Genomic DNA, 18,769 nt, shown 5'->3' on the forward strand with positions numbered 1-18,769 from the left:
CAGCGCCGCCTGCCGGCTGTCCTATCGTGGTCGTTTCCCGGATGGAGTCATGCGCAATGAGCGACCCGCAGTGGCAACTGGAAACCCTGGCCGTGCATGGCGGCTACCGTCCCGACCCGACCACCCGCGCAGTGGCGGTGCCGATCTACCAGACCGTGGCGTACGCCTTCGATGACACCCAGCACGGCGCGGACCTGTTCGACTTGAAGGTGCCGGGCAACATCTACACCCGCATCATGAACCCCACCACCGACGTGCTGGAGCAGCGCCTGGCTGCGCTGGAAGGCGGCATCGGGGCGCTGGCGCTCGCTTCGGGCCAGGCCGCGATCACCTATGCGATCCAGACCATCGCAGAGGCCGGCGACAACATCATCGCCTCCAGTGCCTTGTATGGCGGCAGCCTCAACCTGCTGGCACACACCCTGCCGCAGTACGGCATCCAGGCACGATTTGCCGACCCCGCCGATCCAGCGGCGTTCGCCGCGCTCATCGACGAACGCACCCGGGCCGTGTTCGTGGAATCGATCGGCAACCCCCGTGGCAATGTCACCGACATCGCCGCGATCGCCAGCGTCGCGCACGCGGCCGGCGTACCGTTGATCGTCGACAACACAGTGGCGACGCCCTTCCTGCTGCGACCGTTCGAGCACGGGGCCGACATCGTCGTGCACTCGCTGACCAAGTACCTGGGCGGCCACGGCAACAGCCTCGGCGGAGCGATCATCGACTCCGGCCGCTTCGACTGGGCGGCGCAGCCGAAGCGTTTCGCCCGTCTCAACCAGCCCGATCCCAGCTACCACGGCGTGGTCTACACCGAGGCGCTGGGCCCGGCGGCCTACATTGGCCGCGCACGGGTGGTGCCGCTGCGCAATACCGGTGCAGCGCTGTCTCCGTTCAATGCCTTCCTGATCCTGCAGGGCATCGAGACCCTGGCCCTGCGCATGGAACGGATCAATGCCAATGCACTGGCCGTCGCGCAGTTCCTCAGGGCGCACGCCAAGGTGGCCTGGGTCCGCTACGCAGGCCTGGCCGACGACCCCGAACACGCTGCCGCCCAGCGCTACCTGGGCGGGCACGGTTCGGGCGTGCTGACTTTCGGCTTGCCCGGTGGCCGCGAAGCCGGCGCACGCTTCCTTGACGCGCTGAAGCTGTTCACCCGCCTGGTCAACCTGGGTGATGCGAAGTCGCTGGCCACCCATCCGGCCTCGACCACCCATCGCCAGCTGGATGCAGCGGAGCTGGCCAAGGCTGGCGTCAGCGAGGACGCGGTGCGGCTGTCGATCGGCATCGAACACATCGACGACCTGCGCGCCGACCTCGGGCAGGCGCTGGCCGCCGCCTGATAGCTGCACGCTTGGTCGTCATCGCCACGGGCGATCACCACCGGCCGCGCGATGGGTTACGGTGGAACTGCCTCTCCAAGGCAGTGGCAACGTGGCGATCCAGATCCCCGGTCGATGCGGGTCGACCGGGGATTCTTTTGTTTCCGGGGTCAGCTCCGTTTTCCGCGGAAAACGGAGCTGACCCCCTGCGACGACCCCGTATCATTCCGATAGATCGCGGAAAACTGTCGAAGGCGGGGTGGGGCCGGTTGCAGGGGCGTGAGCCGCATGGATGCGGCGGCCGAGCTTACATGGACGTACTTGCAGCGTCCCCCGCAACCGGACTCACTCCGCCATCCCACGGAATGCCCGCTTTTGCCGTTGACGTTATTCAGCAGGTGCAGGGCTGCAAGCCCTGCCTCGGCCCCACTCACACCACCGGAATGCTGTGCTGCCTGAGATTCCGGTACGGCGGCGTGGACATCACCATCTCCGCCAACGAGTAGGCCAGTTCGCGCTCGGCCATTACCGTGCCATCGGCGCCGTGCTCCAGCAGATGCTTCACTTCTGCATCGCTGTGCGCGCGCGCCAGCAGCGTCAGCTCCGGGTTGATCGCCCGCAGCTTGGCCAGCGTTTCACCGGCCTCCAGCGGCTGCGGGATCGCCAGCACCGCGATCTTGGCGCGTTCCGGATGGGCTTCGGCCAGTACCCGGTCGGCGGCGGCGCTGCCGCGGATCGCTGCGAGCCCATTGGCGTGCGCGCGTTCCACGTGCTCCTTGTTGTCATCGATGACCAACACCGGCACGCCGCGGTCACGCAGCACCTGGGCCAGTTCGCTGCCAACGCGGCCGTAGCCGATCACGATTGCGTGCGCGTCCAGGTCCCGCGACGGGCCAATGGCCTCTTCCGGCTCCGGGGGCAGCGGCTTCTGTTCCTGCTTCGCCTGCCAACGGTCGAGCAGGCCGAACACCAGCGGATTGAGCATGATCGATACGAGCGCCCCGGCCAGCACCAGCGACTGACCGTCTTTCGGCAGGATCTGCAGGGCGACACCGAGGCCGGCGATGATGAAGGCGAACTCGCCGATCTGCGCCAGGCTCGCCGAGATGGTCAGCGCGGTACTGGTCGGATGGCCGAACGCGCGCACGATGAAGAACGCCGCCGCCGACTTGCCGAACATGATGATCGCGACCGTGGCCAGCACCTGCCACGGATGCTGGACGATGATGTTGGGATCGAACAGCATGCCGACCGAGACGAAGAACAGCACCGCGAACGCGTCACGCAGCGGCAGCGAATCATGCGCGGCCTTGTGGCTCAGTTCCGATTCGTTGAGCAGCATGCCAGCGAAGAATGCACCCAGTGCGAACGAGACGCCGAACAGCATCGCCGAGCCGAACGCCACGCCCAGCGCGATCGCCAGCACCGACAGGGTGAACAGCTCGCGCGAACCAGTACCGGCGATGCGCTCCAGGATCCACGGGATGACCCGGCGCCCGACCACCAGCATCACCGCCACGAACAGGCCCAGCTGCACGAAGGTCCAGCCGATGTCGGCCAGCACGCTACCGAGCGAGTGCGATTCCTTGGCCGCGTCCGGGCCGAACACGCCGGCCATCACCGGCATCATCACCAGTGCCAGCACGCAGGCCAGGTCTTCCACGATCAGCCAACCGACCGCGATCTTGCCGCGCATGGTCTCCAGCAGGCGGCGTTCCTCCATCGCCCGCAGCAGCACCACGGTACTGGCGGTGGCCAGCGAGAAACCGAAGATGACGCCATGCAGGGCGGGCCAGCCCATCAGCGAAGCCACGCCCCAGCCGAGCAGCGTGGCCACCGCGATCTGGCCGATGGCACCGGGGATGGCGATGGCCTTGACCGCCATCAGGTCCTTCAGCGAGAAGTGCAGGCCAACGCCGAACATCAGCAGCATCACGCCCAGCTCGGCCAGCTGGTTGGCCAGCGCCTGGTCGGCGACGAAGCCGGGGGTGAACGGGCCTACGCAGATGCCAGCAATGAGATAACCGACCAAGGGCGACAAGCGGAGCTTGTTGGCCAGCGCGCCGAAGATGAAGGCGAGCCCCAGGCCAACGGCAACGATGTTGATCAGGTCGGTGTCATGGTGCATCGGCACTCGCAGGAAATCGGGGGGGTGCCTCGATTTTTACCTAATGCGCCAGATGCGGCAAACCCAGCCGGCAAATGGGGTCAGATCCCTTTTCCCGCAGGAAAAGGGTTCTGACCCCAACCCGGTCCACGGTCTGCCGACCTGCGGCCGGCACTACCGCTTACCAGGTGTACTTGATCCGCCCGTACACATACGCGCCGTTGAAGCCGAACGGCGAGTAGTTGCTGTACGGCAGCATGCCGAAGGTGGAGTTCTGCAGGTCCTCGGTGCGGTCCGGGTACTTGTCCAGCAGGTTGTCGGCGCCCACGGTCAGGGTCCAGTTGCTGCTCGGCTTGTAGCTGGCCGAGGCGTCGACGACCCAGGCGTCGCCGTAGGTCTGGTCGCGCAGCGCAGTAGCCGAGTTGCGTACGGTGAACGAGCCGTAGCGGGTCGCCGCCAGGCCCAGTTCCCAGTGGTCCGAACGCCAGGTGCCACTCAGGATCGCCTTGTCGCGTGGGTAGCTGTCCTCGATACGGCCGATCTCATCGCGGCCGATCAGCGACTGGGTCAGGCCCAGCGTGCCGAACACCGCCGGGGTACCGCCAATGCGGCGCACTTCGGTGTCGTTGTAGCTGTAGGCCGCAGTCAGTTCCAGGCTGCTGGCCGTGAACGGCACGGTGTAGCTGGAGACGAAGTCCACGCCGCGGGTGCGCGTATCCAGGCCGTTGGTGAAGTACGAGAACGCGGTCACCTGCGGCAGGCCCAGGGTGCCCAGCAGCGCGCTGGTGGCGGCATTGGTGGTGATGCTGGACGACAACGCGATGCGGTCGTCAATGTCGATCTGGTACGCATCCACGGTGATGTACAGGCGGTCGACCGGCTGCAGTACCAGGCCCAGGCTGTAGGAGGTGGAGGTCTCGGCCTTCAGCGGCGAGGCACCCAGCGCCTGCGCGGCCGGGCTGGTGGTCGGGAAGGTGCCGCGCTCGACGAACACGCCATTGAGGAACTGGCTGGTCACCGCCTGGTAGCCCTGCTGCGCCAGCGACGGCGCACGGAAGCCACTCGATGCAGTAGCACGCAGCGCGACCTTGTCGGTGAATGCATAGCGCGCCGACAGCTTGCCGGAGAAACGGTCGCCGAAGTCCGAGTAGTCCTCATAGCGGCCAGTGATGCCGGCCGAGAACGTCTCGGTCAGGTCCGCCTCCAGGCCCGCATAGAGGGCGTAGTTGTGGCGGTCGGCATGCACCTCGTTGGTCGGGGTGAAGCCCGCGAAGCCCTGTGCGCCGCTGCCGGTGTACGAGTTCAGTTCGCCCGGGGCCTGGTCCCACTTCTCCTTGCGGTATTCACCACCGAAGGACAGCGTGACCGGATAGGCCAGGCCCCAGTCCAGCGACTTGGTCAGGTCGGCGTTGAAGATGTCCTGCTGGTACTTCAGCGTTCCGTCGTAGAACGAGCGCGGGCTGGTCGCACCGAGGCTGTAGTTGATGCTGTTGCGGGTGTGGAAATCGAGGGTGTTCTCGCCGTGGTTCAGGCTCAGGTCCCAGGTCCAGCCGTTGCCGGTGTTGCCCTTGACCCCGGCCACCAGCGAGCGGTCCTTGGAATACTGGTTGATCTGCGGCACGTAGCCGTCCGGATAGGTCTGTGCCAACAGCGCACCCTGCCCGCTGTGGTTGCGCGAGCGGTAGAACGCGAACGAGGTGATGTCGCGGTTGCTGAGCAGCGCGCTGGCATAGCCGGTCACGTGGTCGCTGAAATCGAAGCTGGCGTTGGCCGAGGCAGCGGTGGCATCCACGCGCGGGTCGCCGACAATGAAGGTCTTCTGGCCGATGCTCGGGAAATTGCCGGTGTTCGGGGTAGTGCCGCGGTACGGGCCGGCGCGGTTGCTTTCGTCCTGCTGGCTGATCTGGCCGGCCACGTGCACGCGGCCGCGGCCGTTGCCGAAGCCCACGCCGGTATCGCCGGAGAGCTGGTACTTGTTGCCGTCCCCGGCCGAATACTGGCCATAGTCCACGGCCAGGCTGCCGCCACTGCCGCTGCCCTTGAGCACGATGTTGATGACGCCCGCGATGGCATCCGAGCCGTACTGTGCCGAAGCACCGTCGCGCAGCACTTCCACGCGCTCGATCGCGGCGATCGGAATCGCATTGATGTCTACCGCCGACGAGCCACGGCCGATGCTGCCGTTGACGTTGATCATCGCCGAGGTATGGCGGCGCTTGCCGTTGACCAGTACCAGCACCTGGTCCGGCGACAGGCCGCGCAGCTGCGCCGGGCGCACGCCGCTGGTGCCGTCGGTCAGGGCCGGGCGCGGGAAGTTCAGCGAAGGCAGGGCACGCGACAATGCGGTGGCCAGTTCGCTGGTACCGGTGGACTGCAGGACTTCAGGGGTAATGATGTCGATCGGCGACTGCGACTCGGCGACCGTGCGGTCGGCCACGCGGGTGCCGGTGACGATCACCGTGTCCAGGGTATTGGCGGCGGTGCCGGCCTGCTGGGCAGCGGCAAGGAACGGAGAGCCACCGAGTGCGACAGCGACGGCGGCGGCGATCAGGCTGGTCTTGCGGGTCATCGGGATGGGGCTCCGGTTGGCGGGGGCGCACCGGAATCGACATCACGGGCGTGAGGCGGACGACGGTTGTTGCGGTGCGCAATACAGCAATTAACGGGATATTCAGCGCCTGTCAAATGCCGCTCATCGAAAAAACGTTGCAGAAGCAACCATTTAGCGGAGGTCGGCACTGGCGGGAGGGAGACCCGGGAGGCGCGTGCTGAGGACGTGGGAGAGAGGAACGCCGACCGTCGCGCATCCCGGGGCCCGTCAAGTATTCGTTAACGCTAGAATTAGGTCGCAGGAACAGTGCTCACCAGCACATTCCATCCGGTTATATGGACTCCCTCCCCGATGATTTCGCTTCGTAATTTCGCCCTCCGCCGCGGCGAGCGGCTGCTGTTGTCCAATGTCGACCTGACCCTGCACGCCGGTTACCGGGTGGGCGTCGTCGGCCGCAACGGTGCCGGCAAGTCCAGCCTGTTCGCGGCCGTGAAGGGCGAACTGGAGGCCGACAAGGGCGACGTCGACCTGCCTGGCAAGGTGCGCATCGCCAGCGTGGCGCAGGAGACGCCGTCGCTGCCCGACCCGGCGTTGAGCTTCGTGCTGGGCGGCGATACCGCCGTGGCCGCGGTCCTGGCGGAGGAGGCCGAGGCGACCGCACGTGAAGACTGGGAAGCGGTCGCCAACGCCCACACGAAGATGGCCGAGATGGGCGCCTACGATGCCGAAGCCCGCGCGGGCAAGCTGCTGCATGGCCTCGGTTTCCCGGCCGAAACCCACCATCGTGCGGTGTCGTCGTTCTCCGGCGGCTGGCGCGTGCGCCTGAACCTGGCGCGCGCACTGATGATGCCCAGCGACCTGCTGCTGCTCGACGAGCCTACCAATCACCTCGACCTGGACGCGGTGTACTGGCTGGAACAGTGGCTGCTGAAGTACCCCGGTACGTTGCTGCTGATCTCGCACGACCGTGAGTTCCTCGACAACGTGGCCACGCACACGCTGCACCTGCATGGCGGTGGCGCCAAGCTGTATACCGGCGGCTACACCGACTTCGAGCGCCAGCGTGCCGAGCACCTGCGCCAGCAGCAGATCGCGCACGACAAGGAACAGGCCGAGCGCGCGCACCTGCAGAGCTTCATCGACCGCTTCAAGGCCAAGGCCTCCAAGGCCGCGCAGGCGCAGAGCCGCATGAAGCGCCTGGAGAAGCTGGCGGGTACCGAAGCGGTGCGTGCCGAACGCGAATTCCGCATTGAACTGGCGCCACCGGCCAAGCTGCCGTTCTCGCTGATCCGCCTGAACCACGTCGAGGCTGGCTATGGCAATGACGCGGTAATCCTGCACAACGTCGGCTTCGGCCTGGAGGCGGGCCAGCGCATCGGTCTCCTCGGGCCCAACGGCGCCGGCAAGACGACCCTGGTGAAGACCCTGGTGGGCGAGCTGAAGCCCATTGCCGGCGAACGCATGGCCCACCCCGACCTGCGCATTGGTTACTTCGCCCAGCACACGGTGGAGTCGTTGCATGAAGGCCAGTCGCCGATGGACCACCTGCGCGAGATTGACAAGGAGGCGACCAACCAGTCGTTCCGCGATTTCCTCGGCAAGTGGAATTTCCCCGGTGACCGTGCGTTCGAAGTCGTCGACGGCTTTTCCGGCGGCGAGCGTGCGCGGCTGGCGCTGGCGTTGATCGCCTGGCAGCAGCCGAACGTGCTGCTGCTGGACGAACCGACCAACCACCTCGACCTTGAAATGCGCGAGGCCTTGGCCGAAGCGCTGAGCGACTTCGATGGCGCGATCGTGATGGTCTCGCATGACCGCCATCTGATCGGCCTGGTCTGCGATACCTTCTGGCGCGTGGCTGATGGCGTGGTCGAGCCGTTCGACGGTGACCTTGATGCCTATGCGGCCTGGCTGCGCACGCGCCCGCAGGCGCAGGGTACCAAGGCGCGCATGGAGCAGGTGCAGGAACCGGTACAGGTCAAGACCGCACCGGTGGCCCAGGTGGTGCAGAAGAAGCCGGTGAATCCGCACAAGCTGGCTGCCGCTGAGGCCCGAGTGGCCGAGCTGGAAAGCGCGCTGGCCGAGCTGGACCGACAGCTGGCGGACCCGGCCAACTACGCCGATGCCACCCGCATGGCCGTGCTCGGTCGTGACCGCGAAACCGCGGCCGCCCAGCTGGAAAAAGCCGAAGCTGCGTGGATGGAACTGCTGGAGTCGTAACCGGTAGTGCCGGCCGCCGGCCGCCGGCCGGCAGGCCTTTGGGTAGAGCCGGGCCATGTTCGGCTTCGCGCGCAGCGCGGCATTGGACACGAAGCAGCCGAGCGTGGGCTCGGCTCTACATCACCCTTGCCCCTGCAACCACTCGCGGAACCGCTTTGCCGGCTCGCGCTCAGCACGCGAACGCAACCGCGTCAGCCAGTAGCGGCCCAGCTCCAGCGTGGTGCTGAAGGGTTGCACCAACCGGCCCTCGGCCAATTCCTGCTCGAACATGCGCAACGGCAGCAACGCGACGCCGGCTCCGCCCGCGGCGGCCATCGCCAGCGTCAACGATGAATCGAACACCGGCCCGCGTGCTTCCACGCCACTGACGCCAGCGGCCTGCAGCCAGCGCGGCCATTCGTCGCTGCGATAGGAGCGTAGCAGCGTCAGCGTGCCAAGGTCGCGTGGCTGCTTCACCCGCCGCGCCAGTGCCGGCGCGCACAATGGCGCGAACGGCGCGTCGAGGATCGCGGTACAGGCCTGGCCCTGCCAATCGCCGTCGCCGAAGCGGATCGCCAGGTCGAGGCCCTCGCCGGCCAGGTCGATGCGGTTGTTGTGGGTCTGCAGGCGCAGCTCGATATCCGGATGCGCGGCCTCGAACGCCGCCAGCCGCGGCAGCAGCCAACCGGTGGCGAAGGTACCGACCACGCCCAGGGTCAGTACTTCGCGCGCCGGTCCGCCGGTGTAGCGCGCGATGCTGGCCGAGATGCGCTCGAACGATTCGTTGAGCACCGGATACAGCGCCGCGCCTTCGTCGGTGAGCGCCACGCCGCGCGGCAACCGATGGAACAGGCGGATGCCGAGCCGGTCCTCCAGCCCACGAATCTGATGGCTCAGCGCGGCCTGGCTGACGCACAGCTCCAGCGCGGCACGGGTGAAGTTCTGGTGGCGGGCCGCGGCCTCGAAGGCGCGCAGCGCGTTCAGGGGCAGGGTAGGGTGCAGCATCGCACAGTCGTGAGGTGGAATGATGGCTGATCCTAACTCCTCGATCGCAGGTTCCGGAAGTTGAAGGGGTTGGATGCGACAGGCATGAATTTATTTAATGTCTTTGGTTGATTTTTTGTGCTGGTCGCTTGCTGGGGCGGCCTCAATAATCGAGCGGTCCCCAGGAGAACCCGTAATGCTCGCCCGTCGCCGATTCCTGCAGTTCAGTGGTGCCGCCGTTGCTTCTTCGCTTGCCCTGCCGTTGCTGGCACGTGCGGCAGGCAAGGCCAGCGCGGGCGTGCCGACCGAGGCTGCCATCACCGCTGCCACCGATTTCGCCGCACTGGAAAGCGCCTGCGCCGGCCGCCTCGGCGTGACCCTGCTGGACACCGCCAGCGGCCGCCGCGTCGGCCATCGCCAGGACGAGCGTTTCCCGATGTGCAGCACCTTCAAGAGCATGCTGGCGGCGACCGTACTCAGCCAGGCCGAGCGAGCCCTTGCGCTGCTTGACCGGCGCGTGCCGGTGCGCGGGGCCGACCTGCTCTCGCACGCACCGGTCACCCGCCGCCACGCCGGCAAGGACATGACCGTGCGCGACCTGTGCCGGGCCACGATCATCACCAGCGACAACACCGCCGCCAATCTGCTGTTCGGCGTCGTTGGCGGTCCGCCCGCGGTGACCGCCTTCCTGCGCGCCAGCGGCGATGCCGTCAGCCGCAGTGACCGGCTGGAGCCGGAACTGAACAGCTTCGCCAAGGGCGATCCACGCGACACCACCACTCCGGCGGCGATGGCCGCGACGTTGCAGCGGGTGGTGCTGGGCGACGTTCTGCAACCGGCCTCGCGGCAGCAGTTGGCCGACTGGCTGATCGACAATGAAACCGGTGACGCCTGCCTGCGTGCAGGCCTGGGCAAGCGCTGGCGGGTGGGCGACAAGACTGGCAGCAATGGCGAGGACGCGCGCAATGATGTTGCCGTGTTGTGGCCGCTGGCCGGGGGCGCGCCCTGGGTGCTTACCGCCTATCTGCAGGCGGGGGCGATCAGCAACGAACAGCGCGCCCGCGTGCTGGCCCAGGTGGGACGGATCGCCGATCGGCTGATCGGATGACCGCTGCGGGCATGCGGGGGCATGGCTTGCCCGATCGGCCGGGTGCGCGCATCCTGCGCGCGTTCGCACCACAGGGAAGTCCCCCGCATGAGCCATGAACTGATCTACCTGCTGCTGATCTTCGCGCTGCTGGTGATTCCGCGCGCGCTGCAGCGGTTCAGCCTGCCCGCACCCTTGACCTGCCTGCTGTTCGGCATCATCGGCATGCTCTGGCTCGGCGACCAGGCCCATGATGCGGTGATCGGCCTGCTGGCCACGCTGGGGATTTCTTCGCTGTTCCTGTTTGCCGGCCTGGAGGTGGACCTGCAGGCCCTGCGTCGTGGCATGTGGCCGCTGCTGGCGCATCTGGTGATCCGTACGGGCACGCTGTTCGGCGTGGGCTGGCTGGCCTGGCGGTATGCGCAATTGCCATGGCAGGCCGCTGGCCTGCTGGCGTTGGCGCTGCTGACACCCTCCACCGGCTTCATCATGGATTCGCTGTCGCGGCTGGGCCTGAGCGAGGATGAACGGTTCTGGGTGACGAGCAAGGCCATCGCCGGCGAACTGCTGGCGCTGGCGGCGTTGTTCATCGTGCTGCAGGCCGGCGATCCGGGCCACATGGCACTGTCCAGCCTGGCTCTGCTGGCGATGATGGTCGGGCTGCCGCTGTTGTTCATCGCGCTTGGCCGCTGGGTGGCGCCGCATGCACCCGGCTCGGAGTTTTCCCTGCTGGTGATGGTCGGCATGGTGGCCGCCTACATCACTTACGCGCTGGGCGTGTACTACCTGGTCGGCGCGTTCATCGCCGGGCTGGTCGCGCGCCTGTTGCACCAGCGCATGCCATTGCTGGCCTCGCACGAAAACCTGCATGCGCTGCGCCTGTTCGCCTCGTTCTTCGTGCCGTTCTATTTCTTCAATGCCGGCACCAAGGTGCCCAGCGAAGCATTGAGTTTCGAGGCGCTGGGGCTGGGCATCGTGATCACCCTGGTGGTGCTGCCGCTGCGCATCGGCGTGGTTTGGCTGCAGCGCCGGGTGATGTTCGGCGAGAGCTTCCGCAGCAGCCTGCGCGTTTCGTTGGCGCTGGCACCCACGCTGATCTTCACCCTGGTGCTGGCGGCGATCATGCGTGAGCGCTTCCAGATTCCGGCGGTGCTGTTCGGTGCGCTGCTGCTGTACGCGGCGCTGACGACGCTGCTGCCGTCGCTGGTGTTCCGTACCCCGTTCGACGTCGACCCGGTCGAACAGGAACCGGCGGGCGAGGGCGCTGCCAGCCCGTTGGTGGCGCCAGGAACGCAACCGGACGCGCAGGCCGCTGAACGTTGAGTGCGCGCCGGGTGCGGTTTGCGCCCATCGCTCATGGCCGTTAGGGTTGGGGCATGAAACTGCCTGCTGTTGTTACCGCTCCCGCCCTCCTGCTCAGCCTTGCGGCATGCACGCAGCGCGCCGATACGGTCGCCCACGATCTGGCGACCGCACCGGCCGATGCCTTCATGGCCGCCATCGCCGCACATTGTGGCCACGCCTATGCCGGCAAGGTAGTGGAGGACGCGCCAGCACCCACCGGCAATGATCCGTTTGCCGGGCAGCGCCTGGTCATGCATGTGCGTGGCTGCGCCGATCCCGCGCACGAACTGCGGATCCCGTTCCATGTTGGCGAGGACCATTCGCGGACCTGGATCATCAGCCGCACCGAAAACGGCCTCCGCCTGAAGCACGATCATCGCCATGCCGACGGCACGCCCGACGCGATCACCCTCTACGGTGGCGACAGCACGCCGCCCGGGAACGCCGCGCGCCAGCAGTTCCCGGCCGACGCCGAGTCGGTGGCGATGTTCCGGCGCGCCGGCATGCTGGCCTCGACCTTCAATACCTGGGCGATGGAGATCGACCCGGACCAGACGTTTGTCTACGAGTTGACGCGCCCGGACGGCCGCCGCTTCCGCGTGCGGTTCGATCTGCGCAGGCCGGTGGATCTGCCACCGCCGCCCTGGGGCGACGACAGGGCACAGGCGCGCTGATTCCGGGGCCGGATTCCTCCTGTGGAAGGCTCTGACCCTGGCACTGCGCGAATCCAGGGGTCAGGGCCCTGGCCCTCGGCCAGGATCAGCCGCAGCCCTCAACGCGTGCCGAAGCGCGCGCGGCAACCGTTGCTGACCCAGAGCTGGCCACGCGAATAGCCCCAGCTGCGGCCTTCCTGGCAGGCGCTGCCGGACAGCTGCTGCTGCAGCACCGGCCGGCCCTGGCGCGGATCCCAGTCGCAGTTCTGCATACGGTTGTTGTTGCTGCTGCAGGTGACCGAGTAATTGCTGTTGCCCCCGCCCCAGCCGCCGCCGCCGCCCCAGCCACGGGCTTCGGTGAACTCGGCCCGGCAACCGTTGCTGACCCAGATCGCGCCACCGCGCACGCCCCAGGTACGGCCTTCCTGGCAGGGGCTGCCGGACAGCTGGCGGACCAGTCGGGCATTGCGCCAGCCGACCGGGCAGCTGCGCTCGCGGTTGTTCTGGCTCTCGCAGCGTATCGTCTGGCCCGGACGGCCATCGTTGCCGCCCCAGCCGCCGCCGTTGCCGCCGCCCCAGCCGCCGCGGGACTCGGCAAATTCGGCCCGGCATCCGTTGCTGACCCAGATGCTGCCGTTGCGGCTGCCCCAGGAGCGCCCCTCCTCGCACGGGCTGCCGGACAGCTGGCGGATCAGCTGCGCATCGCGCCAGCCGGTGTTGCAGATCCGCTCGCGATTGTTCTGGCTTTCGCAGCGGATCACCCCGTTCTGCGCGTAGGCGGCGGGCGCGGGCAGGGCAAGGGTGCCCGACGCGCCCAGGATCAGGCTCACGGCCAGGTGGGCCAGGGACAGCGGTTTCATGGCGGCATCCCATACGATGGCAGGTGCCCGACTATAGGGAGTGGGGGGATCAAGCCGGTGTGACTGCCCGGATTTGCCCCGGCCGGGGCCTCGGCCGCAGAATACGAGGCTTTCCGGCCCCGGTCCGGTGCCGGCGTTCTCCAGCGGAGCTTCCCCCCAATGCGTACCCACTTCTGCGGCCTGGTCGACGAGACCCTGATTGGCCAGACTGTCACCCTCGCCGGCTGGACCGACGTGGCCCGTAACCAGGGCGGCGTCTGCTTCATCGATCTCCGCGATCATGAAGGCATCGTGCAGGTGACGGTGGAGGTCGACAACGCCGAAGTGTTCGCCGTGGCTGCCTCGCTGGGCTACGAGGACGTGTTGCAGGTTGAAGGCGTCGTGCGTGCCCGCCACGCGGTGAATGACAGGATGCGCACCGGCAAGGTGGAAGTGATCGCCACCGCCATCACCGTGCTGAACAAGGCCGCTCCCCTGCCGTTCCATGCCCACGAGAATCCGGGCGAGGACACTCGCCTGAAGTACCGCTACCTGGACCTGCGCCGTCCGGAAATGCAGCGCATGCAGCGCACCCGCATCAAGCTGGTGCAGGCGTTGCGCCGGCACCTGGATGCGCGCGGCTTCCAGGACATCGAAACGCCGATCCTGACCAAGGCGACGCCGGAAGGCGCGCGTGACTTCCTGGTGCCGGCGCGCATGCATCCGGGGGAGTTCTACGCCCTGCCGCAGAGCCCGCAGCTGTTCAAGCAGATCCTGATGGTGGCCGGCTTCGACCGCTACTACCAGATCGCGCGCTGTTTCCGCGACGAAGCGCTGCGCGCAGACCGCCAGCTCGAGTTTACCCAGCTGGACATGGAGTTCGCCTTCGTCCGCGAACGCGATGTGCAGGATTTCGTCGAGGACATGATCCGCGCCATCTTCAAGGAAGTGGTCGACGTTGAACTGGACGCGAGCTTCCCGCGAATGACCTGGGCCGAGGCGATGCGCCGCTACGGTTCGGACAAGCCGGACCTGCGCATCGCGCTGGAACTGGTCGACGTGGCTGAACTGGTCAAGGACAGCGAGTTCCCGGTGTTCACCGGCCCGGCCAACGATGCCGAAGGCCGCGTGGCCGCGCTGCGCATCCCGGGCGGCGCGGTGCTGAGCCGCAAGCAGATCGACGAATACGCCGCGCATGCCGCCAAGTACGGCGCCAAGGGCCTGGCGTACATCAAGATCGCCGACAACGGCGAGGTCAGCTCGCCGATCCAGAAGTTCTTCAGTGAAACCTCCTTCGCTGCGCTGGTTGCCCATGTCGGTGCCGGCAACGGCGACATCGTGTTCTTCGGTGCCGGTGCCTATAACAAGGTCTCCGACTTCATGGGTGCACTGCGGCTGAAGGCCGGCAAGGACTTCGGCCTGGTGGCCGACGGCTGGCGCCCGCTGTGGGTCACCGACTTCCCGATGTTCGAGTGGGATGAGGAGGAACAGCGTTATGTCGCCCTGCATCATCCCTTCACCGCCCCGGCGGTGGACGACATCGCCGATCTGCGTGCCAACGCCCGCACTGCGGTGTCGCGCGGCTATGACATGGTGCTCAATGGCAACGAGATCGGTGGTGGTTCGATCCGTATCCACCGCCCGGACATGCAGAGCGCGGTGTTCGAGCTGCTCGGCATCGGTGCCGAGGAGGCCCGCGCCAAGTTCGGTTTCCTGCTCGACGCGCTGAACTACGGCGCGCCGCCGCACGGTGGCATCGCCTTCGGCATCGACCGCATTGCCGCATTGATGGCCGGCACCGAGTCGATCCGCGACGTCATCCCGTTCCCGAAGACCACCGGCGCGCAGGATCTGATGACCGACGCGCCGTCGCCGATCGTCGATGCGCAGCTGGCCGAAGTGCATATCCAGGTTCGCCCCAAGACCAACTGATCAGGAGATCCAGGCAATGACCGAGTTTGCGTTTTCGCTGGAGTGGGAAAAGCTGGGCAATGAAGGTTCCGACGCCAACCTGGTCACCGAGCGTGCGCGCGTGTTCGGGGGATGGCTGGTCCGCGTCGGTACCAACCCGGCGGCGATGGCCCTGACCTTCGTCGCCGACGGCGAAGGCCGCTGGGACGGTGAAGACTTCGGCGTCGAGGATTACGAGGACGACGAAGAGGAAGAGTACGACGAGGACGAGGAAGGCGAGGAAGAAGAGGACGAGGACGAAGAGGAAGACGAGGAAGAAGACGACGAAGACGAAGACGCGGAAACGCCTGGAAAGGCTTGACCCGCCCTTCGCGCTGACGTCAACTTCCTGCATGTATTCGATCCGCCGCGCCACCGTGGACGACGCGCCGACCCTGTCGGCGCTGGCCGCCCGCACGTTCACCGAAACCTTCGGCCATCTGTACCCGCCGCAGGACCTGCAGGCCTTCCTGGATGAAGCCTATTCGGTCGAGCGCCAGCGCGTGATCCTGGATCACCCGGATTACGCGGTGTGGCTGCTGGAACTGGACGGGGAGGCGGTCGGGCACGCCGCTGCAGGCCCCTGTGGGCTGCCGCACCCGGACGTGAAACCCGGCGACGGCGAACTCAAGCGCCTGTACCTGGTCAAGTCGCAGCAGAACTGCGGCTGGGGCAGCCGCCTGCTGGAAACCGCGCTGGCGTGGCTGGAGCGCGACGGCCCGCGCACGTTGTGGCTGGGCGTATGGTCGGAAAATTTCGGCGCCCAGCGCTTCTACGCCCGCTATGGCTTCGAGAAGGTTGGCGAGTATCTGTTCCCGGTGGGTGGTACCCGCGATCTTGAGTTCATCCTGCGTCGTGCCCCGCGCGCATCCTGATGTTCACCATCGCTTGCCGCATGCCGGTGTCCACTCTACCCAGGTTCCTGCCCCGCTGAGCGCCAGGCTGTCCGCATGACTCCCCCCGTACTGTTGCTGCATGGCATCTGGAACGCCCGCGCATGGGTCGGGCCGCTGGCCTGGCGCCTGCGCGCACGCGGGTTCCAGGTCCATACGTTCGGCTATTCCTCGGTGTTTGGTGGTCCCGATGTGGCCGTGCCGCAGTTGCTCGAGCGATTGGCCGGGGCGGGCCCGTTGTCGCTGGTCGGCCACAGCCTGGGCGGGCTGTTGGCGCTGGAAGCGCTGCGCCGTGATCCGCAATTGCCGGTGCAGCGCGTGGTCTGCCTGGGGTCGCCCCTGCGCGGCAGTGGCACCGCGCGTTCGCTGTCCGAGCATGGGTGGGGGCTGGCATTGGGCCGCAGCAGCGAACTGCTGCTTGACGGCCTGCCGGACTGGCAGGGCAAGGCCGAAGTCGGTCTGATCGCGGGTTCGGTGCCGCATGGCCTGGGCAGCTTGCTGGGGGCGATCGACAACGCTTCGGACGGGACCGTCGCGCTGGCCGAGACCCGCCTGCCGGGCCTGGCCGACCACTGCGTGGTGCGTACCAGCCACAGTGGCCTGGTGGTATCGCTGGATGCCGCGCGGCAGACCGCCCATTTCCTGCGCCACGGCCAGTTCGACCACAGCCGCGACGCCGCCGCCGCATGATTGAGTGGGTGCGAACCGTTGGTTCGCACGCTCTTCCCCGGACATGGCCCGGCGGCATCTGCCCGCCCTAGACACGGTTGCAGCGCCTGATCAGGTAGAATCCGCGCCTTGATCCTGAAGCAGCCAGACGGTAGCACCCATGGGTAGAGGCCCCTCCATCGAAGCCCGCAAGAACGCGTCAGACGCAAAGCGCGGCAAGATTTTCACCAAGATCATCCGCGAGATCGGCGTTGCCGCGCGCGGCGGTGGAGGCGACCCCAACAACAACCCGCGCCTGCGCGTTGCAGTGGACAAGGGCCTGGCCGTGAACATGTCCAAGGACGTGATCGAGCGCGCCATCAAGAAGGCCACCGGCGAACTGGAAGGCGTCGATTACGAGGAAGTGCGCTACGAAGGGTATGCGCCGGGTGGCGTGGCCGTGATCGTCGACTGCCTGACCGACAACCGCGTGCGCACCGTGGCCGATGTCCGCCATGCATTCAGCAAGTGCGGCGGCAACATGGGCACCGAAGGCTCGGTGGCTTTCATGTTCAAGCGCCTGGGCGTGCTCAGCTTCGCCCCCGGGGCCGACGAGGAAGCGATCACCGAGGCGGCCATCGAGGCCGGCGCCGACGACATCGTGGTCTACCCCGATGACGGCTCGATCGACGTGGTCACCAGCCCTGACGCGTTCAACGCAGTCAAGGACGCAATGGTCGCCGCCGGGCATGTCGCCGACCACGCCGAGATCACCTTCCGCGCCGACAACGACATCAAGGTCGAAGGCGAGGTCGCCCTGCAGGTCAAGAAGCTGCTGGACATGCTCGAAGACCTGGACGACGTGCAGGACGTGTATTCCAACGCCGAACTCGGCGCCGACGCCTACGCCTGAGCCGTCCTCGACGGCCTGGGCGCGGGCCATTGAACGGTCACCGCGGACAGCCATGAGCCCATACGCCTGCCAGCGCCTACCGTTCCAGCCCGCCAGGAGTAGAGCATGACCCGCATCCTCGGCATCGATCCCGGTTCGCAGCGGACCGGGATCGGCATCATCGATGTCGACGCGGCCGGCCGCGTCAGCTACGTGCACCACCAGCCACTGGTGCTGCTGGGGGCCGACGACTTCCCGCAGCGCATGAAACTGCTGGTGCTGGGCCTGGCCGATCTGTGCCACGAGTACCGCCCGCAGGAAGTGGCCATCGAGAAGGTATTCATGGCGCGCAACCCCGATTCGGCGCTGAAGCTGGGCCAGGCCCGTGGCGCGGCGATCTCGGCGGTGGTGCTGCGTGACCTGCCGGTGCATGAATATGCTGCCAGCGAGATCAAGCTGGCGGTGGTCGGTCGCGGCGGTGCGGAAAAACAACAGGTCCAACACATGGTCGGGCTCATGCTCAACCTGAAAACCAAGCTGCAGGCCGACGCGGCCGACGCGTTGGCGGTGGCGATCACCCATGCCCATGTAAGGGCGACGGCCGACCGCCTGGGGCTCAGCGCCCGCCAGGCATGGAGCCGCAAATGAGGAGCTGCACGCAATGATCGGTCGACTGCGCGGCATCGTCGCCTACAAGGCGCCGCCGTGGCTGGTGGTGGACGTGAACGGAGTGGGCTACGAGCTGGAGGCGCCGATGAGCACCTTCTACGATCTGCCGGAACTCGGCCGCGAAGTCACGCTGTATACCCATTACGCGCAGAAGGAAGACAGCGTCTCGCTGTACGGCTTCCTGCGCGAGGGCGAGCGGCGGCTGTTCCGGGACGTGCAGAAGGTCAGCGGCGTCGGCGCCAGGATCGCGCTGGCCGTACTGTCCGGCGTCAGCGTCGAGGAGTTCGCGCGCATGGTCCAGGCCGGTGACATCACCGCGCTGACGCGCATTCCCGGCATCGGCAAGAAGACCGCCGAGCGCATGGTGCTGGAACTGCGCGACCGCGCGGCCCAGTTCGGTGCCGGCGGTGCGCTGCCGACGGGCAGCGGCCCGGCCCCGGCCGACCCGCTGTCCGATGCTACCGTGGCCCTCCAGCAGCTGGGCTACAAGCCCACCGAGGCCGCACGCATGGCCCGCGATGCCTTCACCGAGGGCGACGAAGTGGCCACCGTGATCCGCAAGGCGCTGCAGTCGGCGCTGCGCTGAACCGACGTGTCGCCTTCCTTCCTTCAACCGCCTGAGCTTTGCCAGGAG

General features: G+C 67.1%; 16 protein-coding genes. 12 read left to right on the top strand and 4 right to left on the bottom strand.

Annotation, left to right across the window (positions count from 1 at the left end):
* The first annotated feature begins 56 nt into the window (after window positions 1–56).
* Complete coding sequence (locus A9K58_RS13605; RefSeq protein WP_065199840.1) at window positions 57–1,343, top strand: O-acetylhomoserine aminocarboxypropyltransferase/cysteine synthase family protein; 1,287 nt, start codon at window positions 57–59, stop codon at window positions 1,341–1,343.
* A 409-nt stretch (window positions 1,344–1,752) separates the two neighbouring features.
* Here A9K58_RS13605 and ybaL read toward each other — a convergent pair whose 3' ends face one another.
* Together ybaL and A9K58_RS13615 are read right to left on the bottom strand one after the other, a co-directional pair.
* Window positions 1,753–3,450, bottom strand: coding sequence for a YbaL family putative K(+) efflux transporter (gene ybaL, locus A9K58_RS13610; RefSeq protein ID WP_065199841.1), 1,698 nt, complete (start codon window positions 3,448–3,450; stop codon window positions 1,753–1,755).
* 160 nt (window positions 3,451–3,610) lie between these two features.
* Window positions 3,611–5,998: a TonB-dependent receptor plug domain-containing protein gene (locus A9K58_RS13615; protein ID WP_065199842.1), complete on the bottom strand. Its 2,388-nt coding sequence runs from the start codon at window positions 5,996–5,998 to the stop codon at window positions 3,611–3,613.
* Window positions 5,999–6,331: 333 nt separating this feature from the next.
* Between A9K58_RS13615 and A9K58_RS13620 the strand changes: the two genes are divergently transcribed.
* Window positions 6,332–8,197, top strand: a complete 1,866-nt coding sequence (locus tag A9K58_RS13620; RefSeq protein WP_065199843.1) for an ABC-F family ATP-binding cassette domain-containing protein — start codon at window positions 6,332–6,334, stop codon at window positions 8,195–8,197.
* A 120-nt stretch (window positions 8,198–8,317) separates the two neighbouring features.
* Here A9K58_RS13620 and ampR read toward each other — a convergent pair whose 3' ends face one another.
* Window positions 8,318–9,181, bottom strand: coding sequence for a LysR family transcriptional regulator AmpR (gene ampR / locus A9K58_RS13625; RefSeq protein ID WP_065199844.1), 864 nt, complete (start codon window positions 9,179–9,181; stop codon window positions 8,318–8,320).
* Between the two features lie 175 nt (window positions 9,182–9,356).
* Between ampR and blaL2 the strand changes: the two genes are divergently transcribed.
* From blaL2 to A9K58_RS13640, 3 genes are all read left to right on the top strand, one after another.
* Window positions 9,357–10,268: a L2 family extended-spectrum class A beta-lactamase gene (gene blaL2, locus A9K58_RS13630; RefSeq protein WP_065199845.1), complete on the top strand. Its 912-nt coding sequence runs from the start codon at window positions 9,357–9,359 to the stop codon at window positions 10,266–10,268.
* 87 nt (window positions 10,269–10,355) lie between these two features.
* Window positions 10,356–11,570, top strand: a complete 1,215-nt coding sequence (locus A9K58_RS13635; RefSeq protein WP_065199846.1) for a cation:proton antiporter — start codon at window positions 10,356–10,358, stop codon at window positions 11,568–11,570.
* Window positions 11,571–11,623: 53 nt separating this feature from the next.
* Window positions 11,624–12,265, top strand: a complete 642-nt coding sequence (locus A9K58_RS13640; protein ID WP_065199847.1) for a hypothetical protein — start codon at window positions 11,624–11,626, stop codon at window positions 12,263–12,265.
* Between the two features lie 98 nt (window positions 12,266–12,363).
* Here the strand turns inward: A9K58_RS13640 and A9K58_RS13645 are convergent, their stop codons facing one another.
* Window positions 12,364–13,104, bottom strand: a complete 741-nt coding sequence (locus tag A9K58_RS13645; RefSeq protein ID WP_065199848.1) for a DUF3011 domain-containing protein — start codon at window positions 13,102–13,104, stop codon at window positions 12,364–12,366.
* A gap of 159 nt (window positions 13,105–13,263) precedes the next feature.
* Between A9K58_RS13645 and aspS the strand changes: the two genes are divergently transcribed.
* The 7 genes from aspS to ruvA all read left to right on the top strand — a co-directional run bounded on the left by aspS (window position 13,264) and on the right by ruvA (window position 18,721).
* Window positions 13,264–15,015 (top strand): aspartate--tRNA ligase, encoded by a 1,752-nt coding sequence (gene aspS / locus A9K58_RS13650; protein ID WP_065199849.1) that lies wholly within the window; start codon window positions 13,264–13,266, stop codon window positions 15,013–15,015.
* Window positions 15,016–15,031: 16 nt separating this feature from the next.
* A complete protein-coding gene (locus tag A9K58_RS13655; protein ID WP_065199850.1) occupies window positions 15,032–15,355 on the top strand; it encodes a DNA primase in 324 nt (107 codons plus the stop codon).
* A 31-nt stretch (window positions 15,356–15,386) separates the two neighbouring features.
* Complete coding sequence (locus A9K58_RS13660) at window positions 15,387–15,908, top strand: GNAT family N-acetyltransferase (RefSeq protein ID WP_065199851.1); 522 nt, start codon at window positions 15,387–15,389, stop codon at window positions 15,906–15,908.
* A gap of 75 nt (window positions 15,909–15,983) precedes the next feature.
* The gene (locus A9K58_RS13665) at window positions 15,984–16,616 is read left to right on the top strand and encodes an esterase/lipase family protein (protein ID WP_065199852.1); all 633 of its coding nucleotides are present in this window, start codon (window positions 15,984–15,986) and stop codon (window positions 16,614–16,616) included.
* A 139-nt stretch (window positions 16,617–16,755) separates the two neighbouring features.
* On the top strand, window positions 16,756–17,487 hold the full coding sequence (locus A9K58_RS13670; protein ID WP_065199853.1) for a YebC/PmpR family DNA-binding transcriptional regulator: 732 nt from the start codon (window positions 16,756–16,758) through the stop codon (window positions 17,485–17,487).
* Window positions 17,488–17,592: 105 nt separating this feature from the next.
* On the top strand, window positions 17,593–18,114 hold the full coding sequence (ruvC, locus tag A9K58_RS13675; protein ID WP_065199854.1) for a crossover junction endodeoxyribonuclease RuvC: 522 nt from the start codon (window positions 17,593–17,595) through the stop codon (window positions 18,112–18,114).
* A gap of 13 nt (window positions 18,115–18,127) precedes the next feature.
* Window positions 18,128–18,721 carry a Holliday junction branch migration protein RuvA gene (gene ruvA / locus A9K58_RS13680; protein WP_065199855.1) on the top strand — a complete coding sequence of 198 codons (594 nt, stop codon included), beginning with the start codon at window positions 18,128–18,130 and terminating at the stop codon, window positions 18,719–18,721.
* Window positions 18,722–18,769: the final 48 nt, after the last annotated feature.

Origin of the sequence: Stenotrophomonas maltophilia, from assembly GCF_001676385.1 — a bacterium.
GTDB classification, from domain to species: domain Bacteria; phylum Pseudomonadota; class Gammaproteobacteria; order Xanthomonadales; family Xanthomonadaceae; genus Stenotrophomonas; species Stenotrophomonas maltophilia_J.

Bases quoted from the DNA above. Each gene is read 5' to 3' on its own strand.
- A9K58_RS13605 (WP_065199840.1), top strand. From the start codon at position 57: ATGAGCGACCCGCAGTGGCAACTGGAAACCCTGGCCGTGCATGGCGGC.
- ybaL (WP_065199841.1), bottom strand. From the start codon at position 3,450: ATGCACCATGACACCGACCTGATCAACATCGTTGCCGTTGGCCTGGGG.
- A9K58_RS13615 (WP_065199842.1), bottom strand. From the start codon at position 5,998: ATGACCCGCAAGACCAGCCTGATCGCCGCCGCCGTCGCTGTCGCACTC.
- A9K58_RS13620 (WP_065199843.1), top strand. From the start codon at position 6,332: ATGATTTCGCTTCGTAATTTCGCCCTCCGCCGCGGCGAGCGGCTGCTG.
- ampR (WP_065199844.1), bottom strand. From the start codon at position 9,181: ATGCTGCACCCTACCCTGCCCCTGAACGCGCTGCGCGCCTTCGAGGCC.
- blaL2 (WP_065199845.1), top strand. From the start codon at position 9,357: ATGCTCGCCCGTCGCCGATTCCTGCAGTTCAGTGGTGCCGCCGTTGCT.
- A9K58_RS13635 (WP_065199846.1), top strand. From the start codon at position 10,356: ATGAGCCATGAACTGATCTACCTGCTGCTGATCTTCGCGCTGCTGGTG.
- A9K58_RS13640 (WP_065199847.1), top strand. From the start codon at position 11,624: ATGAAACTGCCTGCTGTTGTTACCGCTCCCGCCCTCCTGCTCAGCCTT.
- A9K58_RS13645 (WP_065199848.1), bottom strand. From the start codon at position 13,104: ATGAAACCGCTGTCCCTGGCCCACCTGGCCGTGAGCCTGATCCTGGGC.
- aspS (WP_065199849.1), top strand. From the start codon at position 13,264: ATGCGTACCCACTTCTGCGGCCTGGTCGACGAGACCCTGATTGGCCAG.
- A9K58_RS13655 (WP_065199850.1), top strand. From the start codon at position 15,032: ATGACCGAGTTTGCGTTTTCGCTGGAGTGGGAAAAGCTGGGCAATGAA.
- A9K58_RS13660 (WP_065199851.1), top strand. From the start codon at position 15,387: ATGTATTCGATCCGCCGCGCCACCGTGGACGACGCGCCGACCCTGTCG.
- A9K58_RS13665 (WP_065199852.1), top strand. From the start codon at position 15,984: ATGACTCCCCCCGTACTGTTGCTGCATGGCATCTGGAACGCCCGCGCA.
- A9K58_RS13670 (WP_065199853.1), top strand. From the start codon at position 16,756: ATGGGTAGAGGCCCCTCCATCGAAGCCCGCAAGAACGCGTCAGACGCA.
- ruvC (WP_065199854.1), top strand. From the start codon at position 17,593: ATGACCCGCATCCTCGGCATCGATCCCGGTTCGCAGCGGACCGGGATC.
- ruvA (WP_065199855.1), top strand. From the start codon at position 18,128: ATGATCGGTCGACTGCGCGGCATCGTCGCCTACAAGGCGCCGCCGTGG.